The organism is Bradyrhizobium sp. AZCC 1577 (assembly GCF_036924575.1).
Lineage (GTDB): Bacteria > Pseudomonadota > Alphaproteobacteria > Rhizobiales > Xanthobacteraceae > Bradyrhizobium.
On the sequence record NZ_JAZHRQ010000001.1, the window covers coordinates 7,168,843 to 7,191,935 of the forward strand.

Consider the following 23,093-nt stretch of genomic DNA (forward strand, 5'->3'; position numbering starts at 1 on the left):
TTAAGTCTCGGCCGCCGTGGTTGAAGGCGGGTTTGGTGGTCACGAGTGACGCAACGGGCACAGACCAGTGTCAGGGCGGTCGTTTTCTAGAATTCCAGCATCCCGGCGTCGCCGTCCTCGGTGCCGAAGGCCAGCAACGTGCCCTTCGCGTTCCAGGCCAGCGCCGAGACCGGCTCGCTGCCGTTGCGGCGCACCAGAATTTCCGCGCCATCCTCGAGCCGCACGATCAGCACGGTGCCGTCACTATAGCCTGCGGCCATGATGTCCTGCTTCGGATGACAGGCCACCATGGAAACGCGCGCCTGCAGCGGCGCCAGCATCGCAGGCTCCTTGCCCATCGGACCATCCTTGCTGGCGAACGGCCAGATGATCACGCTGTCCGCACCCGACGTGGCGAGCCCCTTGCCGCCCGCGCTCCACGACATCGAGCGGACGCGGCCGGGATAGCCGCTCATCCGCATGTGCCTGTTATCGGCAAGCCGCCAGCCATGCAGCGCCGGCTCGTGCATCGCGGTGACCAGGAATTTGTTGTCGGGGCTGAAGGTGACGGCGAGATGCGAGCCGGCCCATTCCAAAAATTCCGGCTTCGCCGCCATGTTGGGAAACCACAGCGTCACGCCGTTGTAATGGGCGACCGCCACGCGCAGGCCTTTTGGCGCGAAGGCGAGGCCGCCGACGGTCGACGGCGCATCAAAAGTCTTCTCCTCGCCCTTGCCGCCGCGGACGAACGCCGTCTTGCCAGCCGACCAGGCAAATGCGCCATCGGGATGCAGCGCGACATTGTCGATCCAGCGCCGTTTGGCGTCGGTCGCAAGCACCGACGTCTCACCCTTTGCATTCAATGCAACGAGCCTGCCGTCGTCGCCACCGGTGACGACGCGCTTGCCATCGGACGCTGTGCAGAGGATGGCGCCGCTGTGCACGACCACATGGGAGATTTCGCCGGTGGCATCGGCGATTGCGACTTTTTCCTCGGCGCACACGAAGGCAGCGCGCTCGCCGAGGAAATGCACGGCGGAGACGGGTGCACCAACCGCAACGGATTTCACGCGGTCGGTCAGGGATGCAATGGTGAGCTGTTCGGAAGACATGATTTCCGTCTCACGCAGCAATGCAGCTTTCGAAACCTTCGCGGATTGTCTTTTCCGGCAATTCGCGGCCGATGAAGACGACGCGGCTTTCGCGCGGCTCGCCTTCCTTCCACTTCCGCTGATGATCGCCTTCCAGCATCATGTGCACACCCTGGAACACATAACGGTCGTCGTCGTCGGTGAAGGAGAGGACGCCCTTCGAGCGCAGGATCTTCTGGCCCTCGGTGGCGACGAGGGTTTGCAGCCACGGCATGAACTTGGTCGGGTCGAGCGGCTTGTCCGACCGCAGCGACAGCGATTGCATGTCCTCGTCGTGGTAGTGCTTCAATCCGCCATGGCTGTGGCTGTGATCGTTGTGATGATGGTCATGATGGTGATCATGATCGTGATGGTGATGATCGTCTCCGGCGTCGAGGAATTCCGGCTCGATCTCCAGAATGCGATCGAGATCGAACGCGCCGCGTTCCAGCACGTCGGATAGCGCGACCTTGCAGCGCTCGGCGCGGTGCAGCTTTGCATATGGATTGATGCCGCGAATTCGGGCCTCGACTTCGGCCAATTCCGGCTTGGAGACGAGGTCGGTCTTGTTCAGCACGATGACGTCGGCAAACGCGATCTGGTTCTTGGCTTCCGGCGCGTCCTTGAGACGATCGCTCAGCCATTTGGCGTCCGCCACGGTGACGACTGCGTCGAGCCGCGCGTTCTTCTGCACGTCTTCGTCGACGAAGAAGGTCTGCGCCACCGGCGCCGGATCGGCCAGCCCCGTGGTCTCGACGATGATGGCGTCGAACTTGCCCTTGCGCTTCATCAGGCCGTCCATGATGCGCACGAGGTCGCCGCGCACGGTGCAGCAGATGCAGCCATTGTTCATCTCGAACACTTCCTCATCGGCGCCGATGATGAGGTCGTTGTCGATGCCGATCTCGCCGAATTCGTTGACAATGACGGCGTATTTCTTGCCGTGGTTTTCCGACAGGATGCGGTTGAGCAGCGTGGTCTTGCCGGCGCCGAGATAGCCCGTCAGCACGGTCACTGGAATTTTTTGGGACGAAAGTTCAGACATAATGGCTCCGGAGCGGAAATGGTTTTGCGCACCGGCAGCAGGGAGGCCCCTGCCCTATGGGCTCAGCGCGCTGGTCAGGGCCTTTATATTGTGCCTGACCATCGCAATGTAAGTGGGAGAATCGCCCTTTTCGCCGGTCAAGCTGTCGGAATAGAGCGTTCCGCCGACCCTGGCGCCGGTCTCGACCGATATCCGGCTCATCAGGCGGGGATCGGAGATATTTTCGAGAAAAACTGCCGGTATTTTGGCCGCCCTGATCTGGGTGATGATCTTTGCGACATCGCGGGCGCTCGCCTCGGATTCGGTCGATACGCCGACCGGCGCAATGAATTCGATGCCATAGGCGGCGGCGAAATAACCGAACGCGCCGTGGGTCGATATCACCTTGCGACGGCCTTCCGAAATTTTGGCGACTGCCTCGCGCACCTCGCGGTCCAATGCGTCGAGTTGCGCCAGATAGGCGCCGGCGTTGGACTTGAAGGTTTCGGCACTGGCGGAATCGGCGGCCACCAGCGCGTCGCGGATATTGGCCACGTAGATCTTGGCGTTGGCGACCGATTGCCAGGCATGAGGATCAGCTACCGAGCCGAGCTTGAGCGGCGTAATGCCGGTAGTCGTGGTTACGATAGTCGCCTTTCCGCCGGCGGATTTGACGAGCCGCGACAACCAGCCCTCGAACCCAAGACCATTGACGAACACAAGCTTTGCACCCGCAACCCGTTTGGCGTCCGAGGGCGCCGGCACATAAACATGCGCATCGCCGTCGGGCCCGACCAGCGTCGTGACCTCGACGCGATCGCCGCCGACCTGGCGAACGAAATCGCCGATGATTGAGAAGCTTGCAACGACGTTGAGGCGATCCTCGGCGCGGGCCGGGCCTGCGACCGCGAGCATGGCGAGAGCGATAAGCCAGTACCGGATCATGACTACGCCTCGAGATGACGGCCGGGAAACATCTGCCGGACCAGACCGCTGACAGGGCCGAACAACAGCGATGCGATATACAGCACCGCCGCGATCAGGATGACCGCGGGGCCTGAGGGAATTTTGGTCTGAAACGACAGCACCAGTCCGGCATAGCCCGAGACAATCGCGCTCGCCACCGCGATGCAGATCATGCCGGTGATGTCCCGCGACCAGAACCGGGCGATGCCGGCGGGCAGGATCATCAGGCCGACGCCGAGCAAGGTGCCGAGCGCATGAAAGCCGTTGACCAGGTTGATGACGACCAGCGCCAGGAACGCCAGATGCGCGGGCGCGCCGGCGCGAGAGACGGTGCGCAGGAACACCGGATCGACGCATTCGATCACGAGGGGACGGTAGATTACCGCCATCACCAAGAGTGTAATCGTGGCGTTGAAGGCGATCACCAGCAGCGTCTGGTCGTCCATCGCGAGGATGTTGCCGAACAGCACGTGTAGCAAGTCGATATTGGTGCCCTTGATGGAGACGATGGTAACGCCGAGCGCCAGCGACACCAGATAGAAGGTCGCGAGCGAAGCGTCTTCCTTCAACTCGGTGTTGCGCGCGACGAGGCCGGCGAGCAGCGCGACCGTAAAGCCCGCGATCAATCCGCCCGTCGTCATCGCGAACAGATTCAACCCCGAGACCAGGAAACCGATCGCAGCGCCCGGCAGGATCGCATGCGCCATGGCGTCACCGACCAGGCTCATCCGCCGCAGCATTAGGAACACGCCGATCGGCGCGGCGCCGAGCGCAAGCGCGATCACGGCGGCGAGCGCGCGGCGCATGAACTCGAATTCGATGAAGGGCGCGAACAGCGCGTCGTACAGCATCAGGCCGCCCGTGATGGCATATCGGCGGCGCAAGCGGCGGCGCTGTCGTCGAAGGCTTCGCACATCTTCATCGCCACGAGCAGGTTTTCCGGTGTCAGCACTTCGGCGGTCGGCCCCCACGCAACCGGCCCGCGCGCCAGCAGCAGGGTTTCGGGGAAGTGGCTTCGCACCATCTCCAGATCGTGCAGCGCCGCCAGCACGGTGCGCCCCTCGCCATGCCAGCGCCGGACCAGCGCGATCAGGTCCGCCGAGGTTTTTGCATCGATGGCGTTGAACGGCTCATCCAAAACGATGAGGCGCGAATCCTGCAGCAGCACCCGCGCAAACAGCATGCGCTGCATCTGCCCGCCGGACAGCGTGCCGATCGCGCGGTTCTCGAAACCGTTGAGCCCGACCGCGGCGAGCGCCGCCAGGATCTTCTCGCGCGCGGCCTTGCCGATGCCGCCGAACGGACCCGTCGAACGCCACAGCCCGCTGCCGACGAAATCAAACACCGAGATCGGAAAGCTGCGGTCGATGTCGACGCTCTGCGGCAGATAGGCGATGTCCCTGCTATCGAGACCGCCGAGACCAATCGCGCCGGACAGCGGCTTGAGGATGCCGGCCACTCCCCGGAACAGCGTCGACTTGCCGGCGCCGTTCGGCCCGATCACCGCCATCAGCGCGCCCGGCGCGACCTCGCCGTTGAGGTGATGCACCGCCGGATGCCGGTCGTAGCCGAGCGTGACGTTTCGAAATTTTATCTGCGCGGTCATGCTCACCTCATCGCCACCAGGACAACGGCCCACAGAGCGACGCTGACGGCGAGCGCTGCGGCAAGGCGGGCTGACACAGTCATCCGCAGGATCGACCAGGGCGCGGCCTGCGCCGGATGCGGCGTCGCCGGGCCGTGGCTGTGGGCGTGGGCGTGATGCGCGTGGTCGTGGGAATGAGGCATGGATCGACGTTATAATATAACATTACGGGAGTCCACGAGGGGCGTGGCCGTAGATCGGTATTCTCAAAGGCTACCGTCTGTCATGCCCCGCGAAAGCGGGCATCCATTACGCTGCGGCCTGATTGGCGGGCGCGCCCAGCAATCGAGCGGACCCGCAAAGAGGCCGCCAACCGAGGCGACCCCTGTCATAAGGCTTTCAAATAGGTTTGCTTGTGTTTCGTTGGCTGGCTATGGCCGCTGCCTATGGGGCAGGACGATTAATGTGGCCGGCAGGGACCGTCTGAATTTCAGAGCAAGGCAGGCGGTCCCGCTAAGCCCTCAAGCTTCGAGTGGAAGGCTGGATCGTGAGACGATAGGCAACGAGCGTGCTGCCGTCTGTTGCCTCCAGCGCCATATCGCAGACTGGGCAGTGATATTCGCCCTTCGTCCCAACCTGAGACGAAAGCTCAAGCCGTCTGAATCCCGCCCCGCAGTTTGGGCAGGTTACGTCGCCCTTCTTCATGTACACCCCTACATCGGCTGGTCCGCCCCCCGGCGGGGCGAGTCTTAGCCGATATTCACGGACAGAACCAGTTCATCATCCGGTGAATTGCGGGGTTTCTGCCGATCTATGATTTACGATCATATAAAAACATCTTGAGCGTGCACCTCACGGCTTGCCGATCACCATCGCGATCGCGGCCGCCAGAAACGGAAACGGCACCGAGACCACGGCGCGAAACCAGACGAAGCGGGCCGGCATGAAGGGAATTTCCCAGAGGATCATGCGCTGAAAGGCGAACAGCGCCCAGGCGACGACATAGGCGATCACCTGCGGCGGGCCGCCGCCGACTTTCAGCGCCACCGCGCCGATCGAAAAGCCGACCACCGGGCCTCCGGGCGTCGCCGCACCCGCAATCACCGCAGTCAGCACGCCGAGCCAGCCGCTGTCGGGGCCGAGCCAGCCGGTGATGACTTCCGGCGGGATGACGGCGGCGATGTAGCCCGAGCCGATCACGCCGAGTGCAATGCGCGGCACGATGTTGATGAAGTCCATCGAGCCTTCGCGCACCGACGACACCAGCACGACGCGGCCTCGCCGCCAAGCCATGAAGCCGAGAATGGCGACCGAGGCCCACAGCGTGATGTCGATGATCAGCGCAGACGCCGTCACGACGGCTCGCCCTTCGGATACATCCGCACGAAGACGACGCGGCCGAGCCAGCCTGCCAGCACGGGGATCGGCAGCGAGATCACAATGCGCCACAGCGTGAAGTCGGTGCCGAGAATCGGCAGCTCCCAGGCGACCGCGCGGCCGTAGCCGATCAGCGTCCAGCTCACGACCATGGCGATGGTGGCGCCGAAATCGGCGCCGACCGTGAGCAATGCCGCCGCCACCGGATAGGCGGTGAAGGGACCGCCCGGCAGGATCGCGCCGAATGCCGTTCCGATCAAAAGTCCTTTTAGCCCCGATTCCGGCCCGAGCGATCGCGAGACTTTGTCGTGCGGCAGAATTTCCGCGATGAATCCGCCGAGCAGGCAGCCGGCCAACACACGCGGGATGATTTCGCCGAACAGCAGGAGATCGTGGGTGAGAATATTGAGCACGCCGTCGATGCCGTCGCGCCGCCACACTAGCGCAGCGCAGATCGCGACGAGCGCGCCGATCACGATCATCGACCAGCCGACCGGCTTGCGGGCACGCTGGGGTTTTGGCTCGGCGTCGTCGGCTGGCGCCGGGTCTGTTGGCGGAGTTTCTGACAAGGCCGTGCGTTGGCGGGTGAAGCGGATCCATCCTGCTTAGTCCCGCGCGTGTGGCGAATCAAACGGAAGCTCGCGCGATACCCATGCGCATCTCAAGGACGCCCATGCGAGGACGTCACGCGGTCATATGGCGGTTGGTTCAGGTGAACTGACGCACCAGTGCGAGACCGCCGAACAGCCCGGCAATCGAAAGCATGACGGAGCCAATCACGTAAAGCGCCGCGAGCCCAAGCTCGCCGCGCTCGTAGAGCAGCGCGGCATCGAGCGAATAGGCCGAGAACGTGGTGTAGCCGCCGAGGACGCCGGTCATCAAAAACAGCCGCCAGGGCTGCGAGGCCTCGCCCTTGAAGGCGAGATAACCCGCGATCAGCCCCATCGCGGTCGAGCCTGATATGTTGATGATGAATGTGCCCCAGGGAAAGCTGGTGCCGAGGCAGCGGGCGCAGGCGAGATTGATGAGATGACGCAGCGTCGCGCCAAGGCCGCCGCCGAAAAAGACCAACAAATAGCTTGTCGCGTTACCCACTATTGCCCCGGTGTTCACCCTCCCCTGGAGGGGTCGAGACGAGCGTAGCTCGCTCTCTAGGTCGACGCGAAGCGGCGGGGTGGGGTGACGGTCTCTCCACATCCAACAGTGCCTGTGTTGAGAGATCACCCCACCCCGTCTCACATTCCGCTGCGCTCCATGTGAGCCGACCCTCCCCCTCCAGGGGAGGGTGAAACGGCGCTATCGCGCCTGGTCGTCAGGCTCCGGCCTTGCCGAACAGCTCGTCGACATAGTCCCAGTTGATCAGGTTATCGCAGAACGCCTTGAGATAGTCGGGACGGCGGTTGCGATAGTCGATGTAGTAGGAGTGCTCCCAGACGTCGCAGCCGAGAATCGGCGTCGCGCCGTAGACCAGCGGGCTCTCGCCATTCGCGGTCTTGGAGATTTCGAGCTTGCCGTTCTTGACCGACAGCCAGCACCAGCCGGAGCCGAACTGGCCAACGCCGGCGGCGGCGAAATCGGCCTTGAACTTCTCGAGCCCGCCGAGGTCCTCGGTAATCTTCTTATCCAGACGCCCGGGCAGCTTGCTGCCGCCGCCATTCGGCTTCATCCAGTTCCAGAAATGCAGATGGTTATAATGCTGGCCGGCATTGTTGAACACGGCCGGATTCTTGCCGAACGAACCCTTGACGATCTCCTCCAGGGACTTGCCTTCGAATTCAGTCCCCTTGATCGCGTTGTTTCCGTTGGTCACGTAAGCTTGGTGATGCTTGTCGTGGTGGTACTCCAGCGTTTCCTTGGACATGTGAGGCGCAAGGGCGTCGTGGGAATAGGGGAGATTGGGCAGCGTGAAGGTCATGGGGTGATGTCCGAACTGATGGGAGACGAAGTCTAACGGGAACCCTTATAGAAGGTTCCATTGGTCTTAAACACCGCATTTTGGCAAAACGGCAGGGGTCTTGCGTAACGCCCCTCCGCGTCCAGCGTATGACGGATAAGGGCGCCGCGACGAGGGAATGACATGAGTATCGAGATCGACGTCCTGAACGGCGAGGCATCATGGCCGAGGGCCGAACCGCTGATGAACGCGGTGTGGCCGCGCGATGTCGTGGAAAAATTGCCCTGGGGTCACGTCAAATGGGCCCACGCCGATCTGCGCGTGCTGATTGACGCGCCGGAGGATTCGCCCAGCCCAGGACTTGCCTGCCATGTCGGCATCTACTTCCGTGACGCTACTTGGGACGGGCGCAAGGTTCATGTCGGCGGCATTGGCGGCGTCTCGACCCGGGCGGATTGCCGGGGACGCGGCTATGCGACGCTGGCGCTGAACGCCGCTGTCAGGACCCTGCGCGACCACGAAGCGGTGCGCTTTGCGATGCTGTTCTGCGAGCCGCACAATGAAGCATTCTATCAGGCGCGCGGCTGGCATGCGTTCAACGGCGAGGTCTATGCCGAACAGCCGGAGGGACGGGTTCGCTTCGAGGCCATGGCGCCGTTCGTGTTCGATTTTACCCGCAAACCGCGCGACGGCGTCATCGACCTATGCGGCCTGCCGTGGTGACCCCTGCAGCGGCGCGGGGGTGACTTGCGCCGGCCCGGTCCGATAATATGTCATCCATAATCTATTTCATTTGGATGACGTGACGCATGACCATGGACGCCCCCCTCGACATGCGCCCCGCCGCGGTCCCGTCAGCTCCGACCAGTGCCCTGCTCACCTCGCCGATCCTGTCGACGCTCCTGACACTTGCGCTTCCCAACGCGATCGCCATGGTCGGAATGACGCTGGTTGCGGTCGCCGAGACCTCCTATATCGGCCGGCTCGGCACCGAGCCGCTCGCGGGAATCGCGCTGGTATTTCCCTTCGTCATGCTGACGCAGATGATGTCGGCGGGCGCGATGGGCGGCGGCGTTTCCTCCGCCATCAGCCGCGCGCTCGGCGCCGGCGACCGCGACCGTGCGGCGACATTGGCCCTGCATGCGGCGATGATCGGCGCCTGCGCCGGGCTCTTTTTCACGGCGATGATGCTGGCCTTCGGCCACGCGTTTTACGCGCTGCTCGGCGGGCGCGGCGGCGTGCTCGAACAGGCCATGCAATATTCGAACGTGCTGTTCTCCGGCGCGATCGCGATCTGGCTGGTCAACACGCTGGCCTCCGTGGTGCGCGGCACCGGCGACATGCGGATTCCATCGGTCACGCTGATCGGCCTCGCGCTGGTGCAGATCGCCGTCGGCGGCGCGCTGGGCCTTGGGCTGTTCGGACTGCCCGGGCTCGGCATGCGTGGCGTTGCCGCAGGCCAGCTCGCCGCCTTTACGCTGGGGGCCATCTTCCTCGTCTGGTACCTCGTCAGCGGCCGCAGCCGGCTGACGCTGAGCTTCAACGGCTTCAAATTCCAGCGCGACATGTTCTTCGACATTCTCAGGGTCGGCGCGGTGTCCTGCCTGTCGCCGCTGCAAACCGTGCTGACGGTGTTGATCTTCACCAAAATCCTGGCCGGCTATGGCACCGAGACACTGGCCGGCTATGGCATGGGCTCGCGGCTGGAGTTTCTGCTGACGCCGATCGCCTTCGCATTCGGCGTCGCCTCGGTGCCGATGGTCGGCATGGCCATTGGCGCGGGCCTCGTGACGCGCGCCCGGCAGGTGGCGTGGACCGCGGGCGTTGCGGCCGGCATTACCGTCGGCGCCATCGGACTGATTGTCGCGGCAAAACCGTCGCTCTGGGTTTCGATGTTCACCGGCGATCCCGGCGTCACCGCCGCCGCCAATGCCTATTTCACCTGGGCAGGCCCGGCCTTCGCGTTTTTCGGGATCGGCGTCAGTCTCTATTTCTCCTCGCAAGGTGCTGCGAAGGTCGGCGGTCCCGTGATGGCCGGCACCGCAAGGTTGCTGATCGTCGGGGGCGGCGGCTGGTGGCTGGCCTCCATGGGCGCGCCGGCATCGACCTTGTTCGCACTGGTCGGCGCCGCGATGGTCGTTTACGGCCTCGGCACGGCGTTGTCGATCCGACTGACCCCCTGGGGCAAATGATAACGGCAAGTTGCACTCAATCCGACGTTGCACAAATCTGATTTGTTGCTATGCAGGCCTGCTTTTTCGTAAGGAATGATTCATGGCTTGCAGAACGGCTTTCATCATCGCGATCTCAGCGGCATTGCTGGCCGCGCCATCCGCCTTCGCGCAAGGCGCCGAGCCGACCGGCGTCTGGCTGACCCAGGCGGGCGATGCCAGGGTGAAAATCAGCAAATGCGGCGGTGGAATTTGCGGCGTGATCGTCGGGCTGAAGGAGCCGATCGATCAGGCCACCGGCCAGCCTCAGGTCGACGACAAAAATCCGAACCCGGCCCTGAAGCGGCGGCCGATGATCGGCCTTCCCCTGTTCAGCGGCATGAGCCCCAGCGGTCCCAACAAATGGTCGGGCCAGATCTACAATGCCGATGACGGCGGCACCTACGCCAGCAGCGTCTCGGTAACAGGCGCAGATACGCTAAAGGTCGAAGGGTGCGTCGGCGCGCTCTGCGGCGGCGAGAACTGGACGCGCGTGGGGCGGTGAACGAACAAAATTGATACTGCCGCTGCGGCGCGAGCCCCCACCCTAGCTGGGGTGGGGGTGCCGCCGCATATTCGAACGGCAGACGGCGTGCAAATCGTCACCCCCACACTGCCTACGCCGCCATCGCCTTCAGCGCTGACGCCGCCGACGCGTAGCCGCCGCGGGCGCCGTCGATGAAGTGGACATGATCGCTGCGCATCACCGAGGGGGCGAAGCAGGTCATCATCGCGGCGTCCTGCCGGTGCAGGCCGTAGCGCACGATCTTGCTGGAAGCCGCCTTTGCCAGAAGCTCCGTCAGCGCCCGTTCCAGCTCGACCGTGCAATCGAGGATCATCCGCAAGCCATCGTCATATTTGCGGAAGTCAGAATTCTCCACCACCTGCTGCACGTAGTTCTTCGGCACGAATTTGCCGACCTTGATGCCGAACCGCATCACCACATAGGCCCAGAGCGTGACGGCGAGCACGATGGTGCGTCGCTTAAACAACGGCCCGCCGCGCGCGGCGCGCGCCTCATATTCGACGCCGGCCGGCGGCCAGCGCAGCGGTGGCCCATCCGGCGGCACCGGCCGGCCCGCATCCGGGCTCTGCTCGACCAACTTGATGAGGTCCTCGATCACCTTGCGGAAACGTTGCGGATCGGCGCCCTTGGCCGGCACCACCAGCACCGACAGAATGAGCCCGCGGGAAGAAGGAATTTCCTCGAACCGGCACGACAGCCCGGACAGATCGGGCTGCGTTCCCGGCTTCGCCGGCGGGACCGCGAATTCGCCCCGCTTCATCGCGGCATCCGCCCATCCCAGCCCGCCGCCGGAAAACATCGCATAGGACAGATTGGACGACGGCCCGAAGCGGGCGACTTTGATATCGAGGCCCTGCGCGCGAATGTCCCTCACCGGCACCAGCGCTACCCGCATCATCAGATCGAGATCGGCGCTGACCCAGGCCGCGGTCGCCGCCAGTGCCTCGCGCGCGTTCGAAAGATCCGCCGGGGAGATCGCAAAGCTCGCACCATCGCCGCCGAACACGAACGGAAACTCGCGGCCATCAAGCGCATTGGTCACGGCCGCGATCACGGCAGCGCCGGCCATGTTGACCGCCTTGTAGCGCTGATTGGCGATCGCCCTCGTCGACTCGACGATGTCGGCGACACCGACGGTCCAGTCGTCCGGCAACGGCGTATACAGCGCCGGGTCCATCAGGCTGCCGAAGCCGCGAAAGACCGGAATCGCGCCATAGAAAATGTCGGTGCCGTCAGACGTCGTCATGGCGATCTGCGCTACCCCGCGTTCGCACTTTCCTAGCAGATACGGCCGGTCTTGGAATTCGGTTCAAACAGGCGACCGAATGTCCTAACCCTTTGCGATCCCCCGCAGCACCAACTGGTTCAGCCGGTTGGCAAACGCCGCCGGATCTTCCGGCAGTTCGCCGTCGAGGATCTGCGCCTGCTCCAACAGCAGGAACGACAGATCCTTTGATAGATCCTTGGCCGCGTCCTTGTCGCCGGCAATCGCCGCGACCAAGGGATGGCGCATGTTGATCTCGAGGATCGGCTTGGTGGTCGGCCCCTTGTTCTGCATTGCGAGCAGCCGCTCGAGCATGCGGTCCTGTGCGCCGCCGCCGGCGACGAGGCACGACGCGCTCGAGGTCAGCCGCTGCGAGGCGCGCACGTCGGAGACGCGCTCGCCGAGCGCGTCCTTGATCAGCGCGATCGTCGTGGCTTCATCCGCGCCGCCTTCGTCTTTCTTGTCATCGGCCTTTTCATCCAACAGCGGGATCAGTCCGAAATCGATATCGCCCTGGCTTAACGATTTTAGCGGCTTGCCGCCGAAATCGAGCGACGCGGAGGTCCAGAACGCATCGACCGGATCGGTCAGCAGCAGCACCTCGATGCCGCGAGCGGTTGCGGATTCGAGTTTCGGATTCGACTTCAGCCGTTCGACGCTCTCGCCGGTGAGATAATAGATGTCGGTCTGGTTCGGCTTAAGATCCTCGACATATTGCTTGAGCGAACGCTCCTCGCCCTTTGTCGTGGTGAAGCGCGACAATGCGAGCAGTTTCTCGCGGGGTTCAAAGTCCTCCCAGATGCCTTCCTTGATCACAGGGCCGAACGCGTCCCAGATTTTTGCGAACGCTTCGGGCTCCTTTTCGCCGAGGCTTTCCAGCTCCGATATCACGCGGCCGGTAACGGCCTTTCGGATCTGCGCGAGTTGCGGATTGTTCTGCAGCATCTCGCGCGAGATGTTGAGCGGCAGGTCTTCGCTGTCGATCACGCCGCGGATGAAGCGCAGATAGGCCGGCAAGAGATCGGCGTCGTCAGCGATGAAGACGCGGCGGACGTAGAGCTTGACCTTGCCCTTGCGCGCCTGGTCGAACAGGTCGAACGGCTTTGTCGACGGCGCAAACAGCAGCACCGCATAGGATTGCCGGCCTTCGGCGCGATAATGCAGCGTCATCGCCGGTTCGTCGAACGCGCCGGCGACCTGCTGATAGGCCTGCTTGTAGTCCTCCGGCTTGAGCTCCGATTTTGGCCGCTGCCATAGCGCGCTGGCCGAATTGATCTGGCGCGGCTCGCCCTCCTCCGGCACCAGTTCGATCGGAAACTGGATGTTGTCGGACCAGGCGCGGACGACACGTTCGATCTCGTAGGTCTCGAGATATTTTGATGCCTCTTTCTTCAGGTGCAGGACGATCTCGGTGCCGCGGGTGACGCGCGTGGCGTCTTCGTCGCTGGCTTGAGCGATTTCAAATCCGCTGCCGCCGGAGGACGACCAGACGAAGACCTGATCGGAACCGGCGCGGCGGCTGGTAACGACGATGCGCTCGGCGACCATGAACGCCGCATAGAAGCCGACGCCGAACTGGCCGATCAGATTGGCGCCGTCCTTGGCCTCGGTGAGGCGCGAAAGAAACGACTTTGTGCCGGAGCGCGCGATGGTGCCGAGATTGTCGATCAGCTCCTGCCGGTCCATGCCGATGCCGCTGTCGACGACGCTAAGCGTATTGGCCTTCTTGTCCGGCGCGATACGGATCTTGGGCGGCGCGCCGTCGGCAATCAGCTCGGGCGCCGATATCGCCTCATAGCGCAGCTTGTCGCAGGCGTCAGATGCATTCGAGATCAGCTCGCGCAGGAAGATTTCGGTCTCCGAATAGACCGAGTGCACCATCAGGTTCAGAAGCTCGGCGACCTCGGCCTGGAACGGCTGGGATTCGGGGGCAGTGGTGGTGGTCATACGGGGCTCGCAATGCAAACAGGGCAGGACGGGAAGCCCTGATATAACGATGCCATCTGGGGTGGCAAGATTTGCGACGACGCGCCAAAAGCCTGTTTGCCCCCTTACCGCTCGACGAAAGCGCGCTGGAACTGATCCAGGATCGGCTTGAACAGATAGCTGAGCATGGTCCGGCTGCCGGTCTGCATGAACACTTCCGCGGGCATGCCCGAGACGAGCTGCAGCCCGGCGAGCAGCCGGCGCTCCTCTTCCGGCAGCATGATCCGGACCGTGAAATACGACGTGCCGGTCTGCTGGTCGCGGGTGGTGTCGGGCGAGACGTACGACACCTGACCGATCAATTGCGGCGTCACCCGCTGGTTGAAGGCCGAGAAGCGAACGAAAGCCTGCTGGCCCTTGCGCACCTGATCGATATCGTTCGGCTGCAACCGCGCCTCGATCTGAAGATCGTCGGAATCCGGCACCACTTCCATGATGGTGTCGCCGGGGCGAATGACGCCGCCGATGGTGTGCGCGTTGAGCTGATGGATCACGCCCGACGTCGGCGCGCGCATCTCGATGCGCTCGAGCACGTCGCGCGCGGCGACGGAGCGCTCGCTGAGTTCGGCTTCCTTGCCTTGCGCCTCGCCGAGCTCCTTGACGACTTCCGTCCGTACGTCCTGGTCGAGCCTGACCATCTGAAGCTTCGCCTCGTCGACCTTGGTTTTGGTCTCGGCGATCGTGGAGAGCAACTGGCCGCGTTCGCCTTCGATTCTGGCACTCTCGCGCTGCAAGGCCGTGAGCCGCGCGATCGGCACGAGACGCTTGTCGAAGAGCTCCTGCACTCCCGTGAGCTCACCGGTGATCAGCTCCAGTTGCTTGGCCTTGGACGCGACCTGCGCTTCGAGGCCGATGATCTCTTCGCCAAGCTGCGACACCTTGCTCTGCAACAGCTCCCTTTGGCTCTCGCGTGCGGTCACCCGAGCCCTGAACAGCGAGGCTTCGGAGGCCAGCACTGTCTTGACGTTGCCGTCGTCCAGCCGGGTCGATAGTTCGGGCGGTATCGCCGGTTTGGGCAGACCGTCGCGCTCGGCGACCAGCCGCGAGATTTTCGCCCGCACCTCATCGAGCTGCTTGCTCACGACCTGAAGGCTGGCCTGCGCCTGCGTCGAGTCCAGCCGCAGCAAGAGATCGCCGGCGTTGACCCGCATGCCATTATTGACCGCGATCTGTGCGACCACACCGCCGGTCGGATGCTGGATGGTCTTGACGTTGGACTGCACCACCAGATTACCCGGCACCACGACGGCGCCCGACAAGGGCGCGAACGCCATCCACCCGCCTGCCAGCCCGCCGACGACGAGCAGCACCCGCAGCCCGGTGCGCAACTCATTCTCGTAGGCGCGCGCCGCCCGCAGCACGATGCTCTCGCCGGGCGCGGCCGCCACATCCGGCGATGTATCGCGATTGGCAAGGAATGCAACGCCTGCGGTCACGCCGTTGCGAACCACCCGCGTCACCGAACGCCCGCGCGCCACAGCGCCCGCCGGGCTCGGCGGCGCCAATTGGGGAGCCTCGATGCGAGGCGGCTCCCGCCGGTCGTCGATCTGCAAAAGCTCCGGTCTCGACCTCGGCATGTTCATGAGCGACGGATCGTCCGGCGCGATGATCGGGCCGCGCGCCTGCCGTTCATTCGGCCCCGAATTGACCGCCGGGCCGCGGGGGCTGGCCGTCCGTGGCGGCGGCATAAACTGCGGCTCACGCGCCGCGCGTCCACTGCGCGCCGGCGGCGGCTCGGCATCGATGCTGTCGGACTGCGATCCAAAAGGGCCGAGCCACGCATCGAGCACGCGACTCATCTTGCCCTTTTTCCGCCGCTTCGGCCGGGCCGGACGCCGCGCGCCCGGACGTGGTTCGTCGCGCGGTGGACGCCGCAGCGGCGGCCGCTGCTGATTGTCCTGTTCGAATGCCTGCCGCAATCGCTGCAGTTCGAGAATCAGCGCCTGGCCTTGCGGCGCAGCGGCCTCGGCATCCGTTCCTTCGAACCGGCTCCGCACCACTCTTTCGTCGGCATGGACGTGATCAAAATTCTTCATGACGAAACACTCTCGGCAAGTGATGCGCGCTGCTCTGCCTTGGCCTGCGGCGCGGGCTGCGACGGCGCGCCCTTGCCGTTGGCGTTGCGAACGCGCGCGAACACCTCTTCGCTCGGGCCGAACGCGATCGCCTTGCCCTCATAGAGCACCATCGTCATATCAAGCGCGGAAAGCGCGCTTGGGCGGTGCGAGATGACGACGACGACGGATTTGTTCTGGCGCATGATTGCGATGGCGCGGGTCAAGGCGTTCTCACCGTCGGCATCCAGATTGGCGTTGGGCTCGTCGAGAACGATCAGAAACGGATCGCCGAATACCGCCCGCGCCAGGCCAACGCGCTGCTTCTGTCCCGCGGACAGCGAGATGCCGCCCGCCCCTATTCGCGTCGCATAACCTTCCGGCAGGCGCAGGATGATGTCATGAACGCCGGCGATCTGGGCGGCCTTGAGGATGGCGTCGGAACTTGCGTGTTCGTCGAAACGGCAGATGTTCTCCGCTACCGTGCCGTCAAACAAGCCGACATCCTGCGGCAGGTAGCCGACGTGCCGGCCGAGATCCTCGTTGCGCCATTGATCGAGGGAGGCGCCGTCAAGCCGCACTGCGCCGCGATGCGCTGGCCAGATTCCAACCAGCGCTTTGGAAAGCGAGGTCTTGCCCGACGCGCTGGCGCCCAGCAGCGCCAGCCCCGCGCCGGCCTTGAGCGAAAACGTCACGCCAGACACGATCGGCATGTCGAAACCGGGCGCTGCCACCGCGAGGTTTTGCACGGACAATTCGCGGCACGGACGCGGCAGCATGACCGGCGGCGCCGGAGGCTGCGCGGTCGCCTTGCAGATGTCGCGCAGACGGGCGAGGCCCTGGCGGGCGGCGGCCAGTTGCTTCCAGGTGCCGAGCGCGATTTCAACCGGTGCGAGCGCGCGCCCCATCAGGATCGACGACGCGATCATGACGCCACCCGACGCCTTGTCGACCACGACGAGATAGGCGCCGATACCGAGCATTCCCGATTGCAGAATGTAGCGCAGCACCTTCGCGGCCGAACCGAGATTGGCATAGACGTCGGTGGCGCGGATGTTTTCCTGCAGGTAGCGCTCGTTGGCCTGCGACCAGCGCGCCGTCAACCGGTCCGTCATGCCGAGCGCGCGGACGATTTCCGCGTTGCGCTGCGTCGCATCCGCCAGCACCTGGCGCTGCGCGTTCATGTCCATCGCCGCCTTGGCTGAATTGCGCGAGATCCGCTCGGTCAGCAAGGTCATCGCAATGATCGCCGCAGTACCCAGCAGCGCCGTGAAGCCGATGGCGGGGTGAAACAGAAACAGCCCGATCAGAAAGACCGGGATCCACGGCATGTCCAGGAATGCCGTCGGGCCCATGCCCGACATGAAGGTGCGCACCTGGTCGAGGTCGCGCAGCGGCTGCTGCATCAGGACCGGCTTGACGCCGCGCAGCGGCAAGGTGGCGAGCGCCGAATGGATCGAGCCTTGCAGGCCGGCATCGAACAGCGTTGCGACCCGGCACAGCATCCGCGACCGCATCGCGTCGAAATATCCCTGCACCAGATAGGCGAACAGCACCATCAGGGACAGGCCGAACAGGGTCGCGAGGTTACGGCTCGGAATCACCCGATCGTACACCTGCAACATATAGAGTGGGCCCGACAGCATCAGGATGTTGATGACGCCGCTGAATACGGCGACGCCGATCATGCGGCGCGCACTGGCGCGCAGCGCATTCGTGACAGGATCGTCGGCGGCCAGCGTCGAACGCAGGCTCGAGACCGCGCGGGGCACTGCCCGCGCCCGGTCCTGCGTCTGCCCCTGAGCGATACTCATTGAACTGCCCTACGACCCGCCCCATCGGGTCTCCCTGCAGGTCTCCTTGACGCGCGATGCGGACCATTTTTCGGCAACAATGCGACGAATGCCGATTGTTCAAGTTCGCTCGTGGGTAGAACGGTGGCAAACGCTCGGCGGTTGCCGAAACGGCGTGCACACCTCCGGCTAGGATGCCGGCACCGAAGACACGGCGCGTCAGACAAGGGCTGCGATGCCCTTGTCGCGCGCGCTTCATTCGCCGTTTTCCCGCACGGCGTGCGTCATGGATTTGTCCGTCTATCACCTTGCTTCGGCGCTCATTGGTCGCTGTGTCGGCCGAATGACGCCATCAAGCTAAATGATCTTTCACCATGCGCGACATCCCGCCCCCTGGCGGATGGCCGCGCCTATGCGTCAATGGATTCGACTGGACAGCAGGGGACGAACAATGGCTCGCTTGGCTCACGGGGATCAGCCCGACGCTGATCTCGATCTCCCGATCGATGAAGTCGCCAGCCCGCCAGTCGCTCCGGCTTCCCCGTCCACGACACCGCCCGATGAAACGCCGCCGGCCAGCCAAACGACGTCACGGCCTGTCGGTTCGAATTTTTCCGACCTCGGCTCAACCTTCAACGGCATGGCTCGGGCGCCAGTGGATGTCTCGCAGCAAAGCGCGCTCGGCAACGGCACCCAACCAGCCGGCAGCATCGCAAGCTACACCAACGATCTCACCGCGGTGCAGAACAATCTGCTGGCCGAGCTCAATACAGGCCAGTTTTCCGGCGCCGCGCTCGGCCATGTTCAGGCGATCCTGTCCGACATCACCAGCGCCATTTCGGCGGCCAACGCCTCGGTGAGCGCGGCAGGCTCGTTCGGCAACGCCGCCGGCGCAGAACAAGCGCTTCGCGTCAGCCAACTCAGCGTCATCAATGCCGTCAGTACCGATCCCGTGCTGGCTAATCCGGCGCCGCCCGCGCCGCTGCCCACTGCCCCCGCCGCCACGGCGCCTCACAATCTCGCGGAGATCGGCGCGATCTTCGAGGACGTGGCCAGTCAGATCCTTGGCGGGGTCAATGACGGTAACCGGGCGCAGATCACCGATGATATCAACGCCGTGATATCGGACATGCAGGCGCTGATGACCGCCAACCCGGAGCTGTTCGACGGCCTGACTGGCGTCCATGCCGATGAGATCGTGCAGCAACTCCAACTCGAGCTCGTCTACATCAACGACCCCGGGATAAGCCCCAATGCGGCACAGGCCAGCGCCGACAACATCCTCGACATCATCGACATCATCCAGAGCGATGCCAATCTGGCTGATATGGCAACGCAAGACGGCATCGGCGGCCTTACGCCGCTTCCGGATGACACCTCGCCGGCTCCGAAATATCTCGACAATGATGTGCAGACGGCGTTCGTGGCCAATTTCATTGCGCGGTCCAATTCGCTTGGAAAGCAAGCCGTCGACATCGTGGGAAGCCAAGACAGCGAGGCGATCGCCGCGCTGATCGGCGATCTCAGGGCATTCGAGAAGAGCGTCACCGATTTCGACGCGGACCTGGGCGGCATCCTCGGCGCCGAGATTGCCGCAATGATCAAGGGATTGCAGACCGGCAACGCGACGCTGGTCGTCGCTGCCGCGGACCAGATGCACGGCAATGCGGCCGATGTCGGCGGCAACAATACCCCTGTTACCGGCGGCACCTACAATCCGGACGGCTTGACGGTCGCCGAGGTACTGGGGACGCCGGTCGTGGAGACGCCGGTCGCCGAAACGCCGCCGGCGCTGGCCGCGGTAGCCACATCGGACGTGCAACAAGTCGCAGCTCCCGCCATCAGCGGCGAGCCGGTGATGTTTGCGGCTGCCGACGTGGAGATCGGGGGGGCGGACCAAGCCAATTCGGACATGCCCGAATTGGCACATCATTTACATCATATGTGGGGATAGCGGCGCGCGGCGCGACCTCCGGCGCCCCCGACACGTCGGGGACGCTGGAGGCCGATACATCAAACAAGAAGCGCGTTCGCCGATCCGGCTCACGCGGCGGGCGCAAAAGAGCTCTTCACCGGCCAGTGCCCGCAAAGAACGATCTTGGACGATGGCCTCACCGACGGCTTTGAGGACCATCACTAGTACGGCAGCGACATCGGCGGTTGGCGGGATCGGCGCCAACAGTTGCTGTCCGGTAAGTGAAGTAGCGGGGCGTATGTGTGAGGCAGCGTAAGACGGACTATGGGACCATCATTCTACACTGGACGTTCGTGGCCGCATTCGTCGTTGCGCTCGTCACCGGCTTACGCATTGCGACGGAAACGCCCGACCGGACCTGGATCAACTGGTTCGACGCCGTGCTGCCGCGCGACAGCGTATGGATCGCCCATATGCAGGCGGCCGTCGTCCTGGTCGCCGTGGCGATCGGCTACGTCGTCTACATGCTCCGCTCCGGCCTCGGACGCCGCGTCCAGCTCGACAAGGTTCGCCTGCGCGGCTTGTTCGGCCGCGGACAGGCCAGATTGAGCGCCGTGATTGCCCTGATGTACTGGATTTTCTTCGTCACGATGTTCGGTTTGCTGGTCAGCGGCGGCGCGCTCTATTTCGGCTTCTACTCCGGCTACGACGTGGCGATGCTGCATTGGGTGGGGACCTGGGTGATCCTCGCCTTTGTCGCCCTTCATGTCCTGACCCAATACAAAAGCGGCGGCATCTCGCAACTGCTGCGTATTTTTCGTCCCGCTCCGCTGCCGGCGCCGCCGCCGCGGCTCGATGCCGTCGAGCTCTTGGGACTGCTGGCCGAGCGATCGGCGCGGGCGCCGGAACCCGAAGACCCACCGCCTGAGGTTGCATCGCATCCACTGCAGCCCGGCGCAGAGGCGCGGCGCGATCGGACGCGTGAGCCGGATCCGGCGCCACGATCCCATGCCGGGCCTTCGAGATCGCGAAACCCGACGCTGCAGGCCAATCCGTTCCTCGTGGCGGCCGCCGCTGCGATCACTGGCGCTTCGCTCCTCGTGGCTACCGATCGGCTGGCGGTGGACGGTGTTCAGATTCGCCGCATCAATCCCGCCGACGCGCCGGCCCTCGACGGCGACACGTCCGATCGGGCCTGGCGCGGCGTCAGGCCGTTCTCGCTATTGACCGGAGAAGGCGGAAATTTCGACGGCAAGGGCGAGACCCGAATCGAAATTCGCGCGGTGCATGACGGCACCTATGCCTATTTCCTCTTCACCTGGGAAGATTCGACGCGCTCGCTAAAACACCTGCCGCTCGTCAAGCAGGCCGATGGATGGCACCTGCTTCATTCCGGCTTTCAGCTTGGCGACGAGCATCAGTACAACGAAGACAAGTTTTCGGTGCTGCTGACCACGTCGGATGTCACGCTGGCGGGCGGGCGAACCTTTCATCCCGGGCCGCAGCCGGTCGCCGGCGCGCCTGCCACTATGAGCGGCCGCGGACTGCATTACACGGCATCCGGCTATGCCGATGTCTGGCAGTGGAAGGCCACGAGCGGCGCGACCGGATGGATGGACGATACGCATTTCGGGCCGCCGCTCGACCCGACCCCGATGCAGGCGGCAAACGTCGTTCCGTACAAGGGCGGCTTCGCGCCCGACCCGGGCACGGCAAACTACCGGGACAATTTCACCGTCGAGGCCGACACGTCAGGCGGTCCACGCCGCAGCCGGCTGATCGCTCCGCTGCGCCTGCCCAAAGTCGTCGCCGACACGACGAACGCGATGGGGGATATCGACCTCGATCCCAATCACGGCGAAAGCGACGGCGCGCGATGGTTCATGACCGAGCAGGATTCCGTGCCGTATTCGACCAACGTCGACGCCCGCATCCCGACGGGGACCGTGATCCCGGGCGTCATCCTGGGCGGCGAATTTTCAGGCGACCGCGCCGACATCAGAAGCGCAGCCCGCTGGGCTTCCGGCCACTGGGCGCTCGAGGTGAAGCGTCGGCTCGACACCACAAGCCAGTTCGACGTGCCGATCAAGACCGGCATCTTCATGCGGGTCGCCGCTTTCGACCACAGCCAGATCAGACATACACGGCACGTCCGTCCTATTCGTATCGAGGTGGAATAAATGTCAAGGATTTGCAAAGTCACTGTTAACAACGAGCCGTATTTGGCCAATCGCGGCGAGCTTCTGCTCGACTGGGCGTTGATGAACGGGGTCGATCTTCCGCATGATTGCCGTTCCGGAATTTGCGGCGCCTGCCGCGTGCGGCTCGTGGACGGCCAGGTATTCGGCGGCCATAGCCGGGGCGACGACATGATCCATGCCTGCCAGGCCAGAATCGTCTCCGATCTTGAAATCGCGATCGAGGCGGCTCCCGAGCCGGTGGCACTGTCGGCGGAAGTGGCGCAGACCGTTCAACTCGCGCCCGACGTGGCGGGGGTCGACATCGAGCTGCCGAAGCCGCTCGACTATCTTCCCGGCCAGTACTGCAAGCTGCAGTTTCAGGGATTCCCGGCAAGGTCCTACAGCCCGACCTATCCGCTGGAAGGCCGGCCCCACGATCGCATCCTGCACTTTCATATCCGAAAGGTCGCGGACGGTCTGGTATCCTCGGCGCTCGGACACGAGATCCGCGCCGGACATCGCGTCAAGCTGACGGGGCCGTACGGCCGCGCCTTCTTCAGGCAAGGCCATGCCGGGCGCATCGTTCTCGTCGCCAGCGGCACCGGTTTCGCCCCGATGTGGTCGGTCGCGGTCGCCGCGATCATGGAGCAGCCGCAGCGCGAAATGGTCTTCGTGGTGGCGGCCCGGAGCATCCGTTCGCTCTACATGCATGCGGCGCTGTGCCGGCTGGCGCTGTTTCCCAACGTCACGCTGATTCCGATGGTATCGGAGCCGCAAAATATCTCGCACGCCGTTCGCAGCGGTCGGCCGACCGATCATTTGCCAAAACTCACGCCGGATGACGTGGTCTACACCGCGGGCGCGCCGGCGATGACCGATGCGGTAGCGCGAATTGCAAAGGCCGCGGGCGCCCGATGCTACACCGATCCCTTCGTGCAGGAGCCGCGGACGGTGGAGCAGGCCGGCCTGATGTCGCGCCTCACCGGCTGGCTCAGCGAGCCGAAGAGCGCCATCCCGTTGCAGCCGGCGCAACGCGAGGCGCCGATGCCCCGCGGTGTGTCCGCGGTTGGCGCGGGTAACCGCTAGCCGCGGCGTTCCCCGGATGCAGCGCAGCGCGCCGCGCTTGCGGCGTGGTGCGCTTCTGATCCGAGGTCTACGTGCTGCGGCGGGTCCCGGCTCTGCGGTGCAGCGCTCTGCGCCGCACCGCGTC

At 64.3% G+C, this 23,093-nt stretch carries 20 protein-coding genes; 6 read left to right on the forward strand and 14 right to left on the reverse strand.

Features of this window, described 5'->3' with window-relative positions:
- Nucleotides 1–86: 86 nt before the first annotated feature.
- The 10 genes from V1278_RS33965 to V1278_RS34010 form a co-directional block, all read right to left on the reverse strand.
- Entirely contained in the window at nucleotides 87–1,091 is a 1,005-nt protein-coding gene (locus tag V1278_RS33965; protein WP_334383720.1) for a WD40 repeat domain-containing protein, read from the reverse strand.
- A 10-nt stretch (nucleotides 1,092–1,101) separates the two neighbouring features.
- Entirely contained in the window at nucleotides 1,102–2,154 is a 1,053-nt protein-coding gene (locus V1278_RS33970) for a CobW family GTP-binding protein (protein WP_334366602.1), read from the reverse strand.
- Between the two features lie 54 nt (nucleotides 2,155–2,208).
- Nucleotides 2,209–3,078, reverse strand: coding sequence for a metal ABC transporter substrate-binding protein (locus V1278_RS33975; RefSeq protein WP_334366601.1), 870 nt, complete (start codon nucleotides 3,076–3,078; stop codon nucleotides 2,209–2,211).
- A 2-nt stretch (nucleotides 3,079–3,080) separates the two neighbouring features.
- Nucleotides 3,081–3,950: a metal ABC transporter permease gene (locus V1278_RS33980; protein WP_334369154.1), complete on the reverse strand. Its 870-nt coding sequence runs from the start codon at nucleotides 3,948–3,950 to the stop codon at nucleotides 3,081–3,083.
- Entirely contained in the window at nucleotides 3,950–4,705 is a 756-nt protein-coding gene (locus V1278_RS33985; RefSeq protein ID WP_028350500.1) for a metal ABC transporter ATP-binding protein, read from the reverse strand. The genes V1278_RS33980 and V1278_RS33985 overlap by 1 nt, the downstream gene beginning before the upstream one ends.
- A gap of 2 nt (nucleotides 4,706–4,707) precedes the next feature.
- Nucleotides 4,708–4,887, reverse strand: coding sequence for a hypothetical protein (locus tag V1278_RS33990; protein WP_249734433.1), 180 nt, complete (start codon nucleotides 4,885–4,887; stop codon nucleotides 4,708–4,710).
- 649 nt (nucleotides 4,888–5,536) lie between these two features.
- On the reverse strand, nucleotides 5,537–5,977 hold the full coding sequence (locus tag V1278_RS33995) for a hypothetical protein (protein ID WP_334369153.1): 441 nt from the start codon (nucleotides 5,975–5,977) through the stop codon (nucleotides 5,537–5,539).
- A 59-nt stretch (nucleotides 5,978–6,036) separates the two neighbouring features.
- Nucleotides 6,037–6,630, reverse strand: a complete 594-nt coding sequence (locus V1278_RS34000; RefSeq protein WP_334383721.1) for a permease — start codon at nucleotides 6,628–6,630, stop codon at nucleotides 6,037–6,039.
- Nucleotides 6,631–6,769: 139 nt separating this feature from the next.
- A complete protein-coding gene (gene crcB / locus V1278_RS34005) occupies nucleotides 6,770–7,156 on the reverse strand; it encodes a fluoride efflux transporter CrcB (protein ID WP_334366599.1) in 387 nt (128 codons plus the stop codon).
- A 217-nt stretch (nucleotides 7,157–7,373) separates the two neighbouring features.
- Nucleotides 7,374–7,976, reverse strand: coding sequence for a superoxide dismutase (locus V1278_RS34010; RefSeq protein WP_334366598.1), 603 nt, complete (start codon nucleotides 7,974–7,976; stop codon nucleotides 7,374–7,376).
- A 162-nt stretch (nucleotides 7,977–8,138) separates the two neighbouring features.
- Between V1278_RS34010 and V1278_RS34015 the strand changes: the two genes are divergently transcribed.
- The 3 genes from V1278_RS34015 to V1278_RS34025 all read left to right on the forward strand — a co-directional run bounded on the left by V1278_RS34015 (nucleotide 8,139) and on the right by V1278_RS34025 (nucleotide 10,670).
- Nucleotides 8,139–8,678 (forward strand): GNAT family N-acetyltransferase, encoded by a 540-nt coding sequence (locus V1278_RS34015; protein ID WP_334366597.1) that lies wholly within the window; start codon nucleotides 8,139–8,141, stop codon nucleotides 8,676–8,678.
- An 86-nt stretch (nucleotides 8,679–8,764) separates the two neighbouring features.
- On the forward strand, nucleotides 8,765–10,147 hold the full coding sequence (locus V1278_RS34020) for an MATE family efflux transporter (RefSeq protein WP_334383722.1): 1,383 nt from the start codon (nucleotides 8,765–8,767) through the stop codon (nucleotides 10,145–10,147).
- 82 nt (nucleotides 10,148–10,229) lie between these two features.
- Nucleotides 10,230–10,670 carry a DUF2147 domain-containing protein gene (locus tag V1278_RS34025; protein ID WP_334366595.1) on the forward strand — a complete coding sequence of 147 codons (441 nt, stop codon included), beginning with the start codon at nucleotides 10,230–10,232 and terminating at the stop codon, nucleotides 10,668–10,670.
- A 112-nt stretch (nucleotides 10,671–10,782) separates the two neighbouring features.
- On the opposite strand, the gene V1278_RS34030 is transcribed toward V1278_RS34025, so the two are convergent.
- The 4 genes from V1278_RS34030 to V1278_RS34045 all read right to left on the reverse strand — a co-directional run bounded on the left by V1278_RS34030 (nucleotide 10,783) and on the right by V1278_RS34045 (nucleotide 17,683).
- Complete coding sequence (locus tag V1278_RS34030; protein ID WP_334366594.1) at nucleotides 10,783–11,937, reverse strand: DUF3095 domain-containing protein; 1,155 nt, start codon at nucleotides 11,935–11,937, stop codon at nucleotides 10,783–10,785.
- An 84-nt stretch (nucleotides 11,938–12,021) separates the two neighbouring features.
- On the reverse strand, nucleotides 12,022–13,902 hold the full coding sequence (gene htpG / locus V1278_RS34035) for a molecular chaperone HtpG (RefSeq protein ID WP_334383723.1): 1,881 nt from the start codon (nucleotides 13,900–13,902) through the stop codon (nucleotides 12,022–12,024).
- Nucleotides 13,903–14,006: 104 nt separating this feature from the next.
- A complete protein-coding gene (locus V1278_RS34040; protein WP_334383724.1) occupies nucleotides 14,007–15,977 on the reverse strand; it encodes an HlyD family type I secretion periplasmic adaptor subunit in 1,971 nt (656 codons plus the stop codon).
- Nucleotides 15,974–17,683, reverse strand: coding sequence for a type I secretion system permease/ATPase (locus tag V1278_RS34045; RefSeq protein WP_334384317.1), 1,710 nt, complete (start codon nucleotides 17,681–17,683; stop codon nucleotides 15,974–15,976). Before V1278_RS34045 ends, V1278_RS34040 begins: the two co-directional genes overlap by 4 nt.
- A 556-nt stretch (nucleotides 17,684–18,239) precedes the next feature.
- Here V1278_RS34045 and V1278_RS34050 point away from each other — a divergent pair.
- From V1278_RS34050 to V1278_RS34060, 3 genes are all read left to right on the forward strand, one after another.
- Nucleotides 18,240–19,742, forward strand: a complete 1,503-nt coding sequence (locus tag V1278_RS34050) for a hypothetical protein (protein ID WP_334383725.1) — start codon at nucleotides 18,240–18,242, stop codon at nucleotides 19,740–19,742.
- 263 nt (nucleotides 19,743–20,005) lie between these two features.
- Nucleotides 20,006–21,883, forward strand: coding sequence for an ethylbenzene dehydrogenase-related protein (locus V1278_RS34055; RefSeq protein WP_334383726.1), 1,878 nt, complete (start codon nucleotides 20,006–20,008; stop codon nucleotides 21,881–21,883).
- Nucleotides 21,884–22,969: a 2Fe-2S iron-sulfur cluster-binding protein gene (locus V1278_RS34060; RefSeq protein WP_334383727.1), complete on the forward strand. Its 1,086-nt coding sequence runs from the start codon at nucleotides 21,884–21,886 to the stop codon at nucleotides 22,967–22,969.
- The last annotated feature ends 124 nt before the right edge of the window (nucleotides 22,970–23,093 follow it).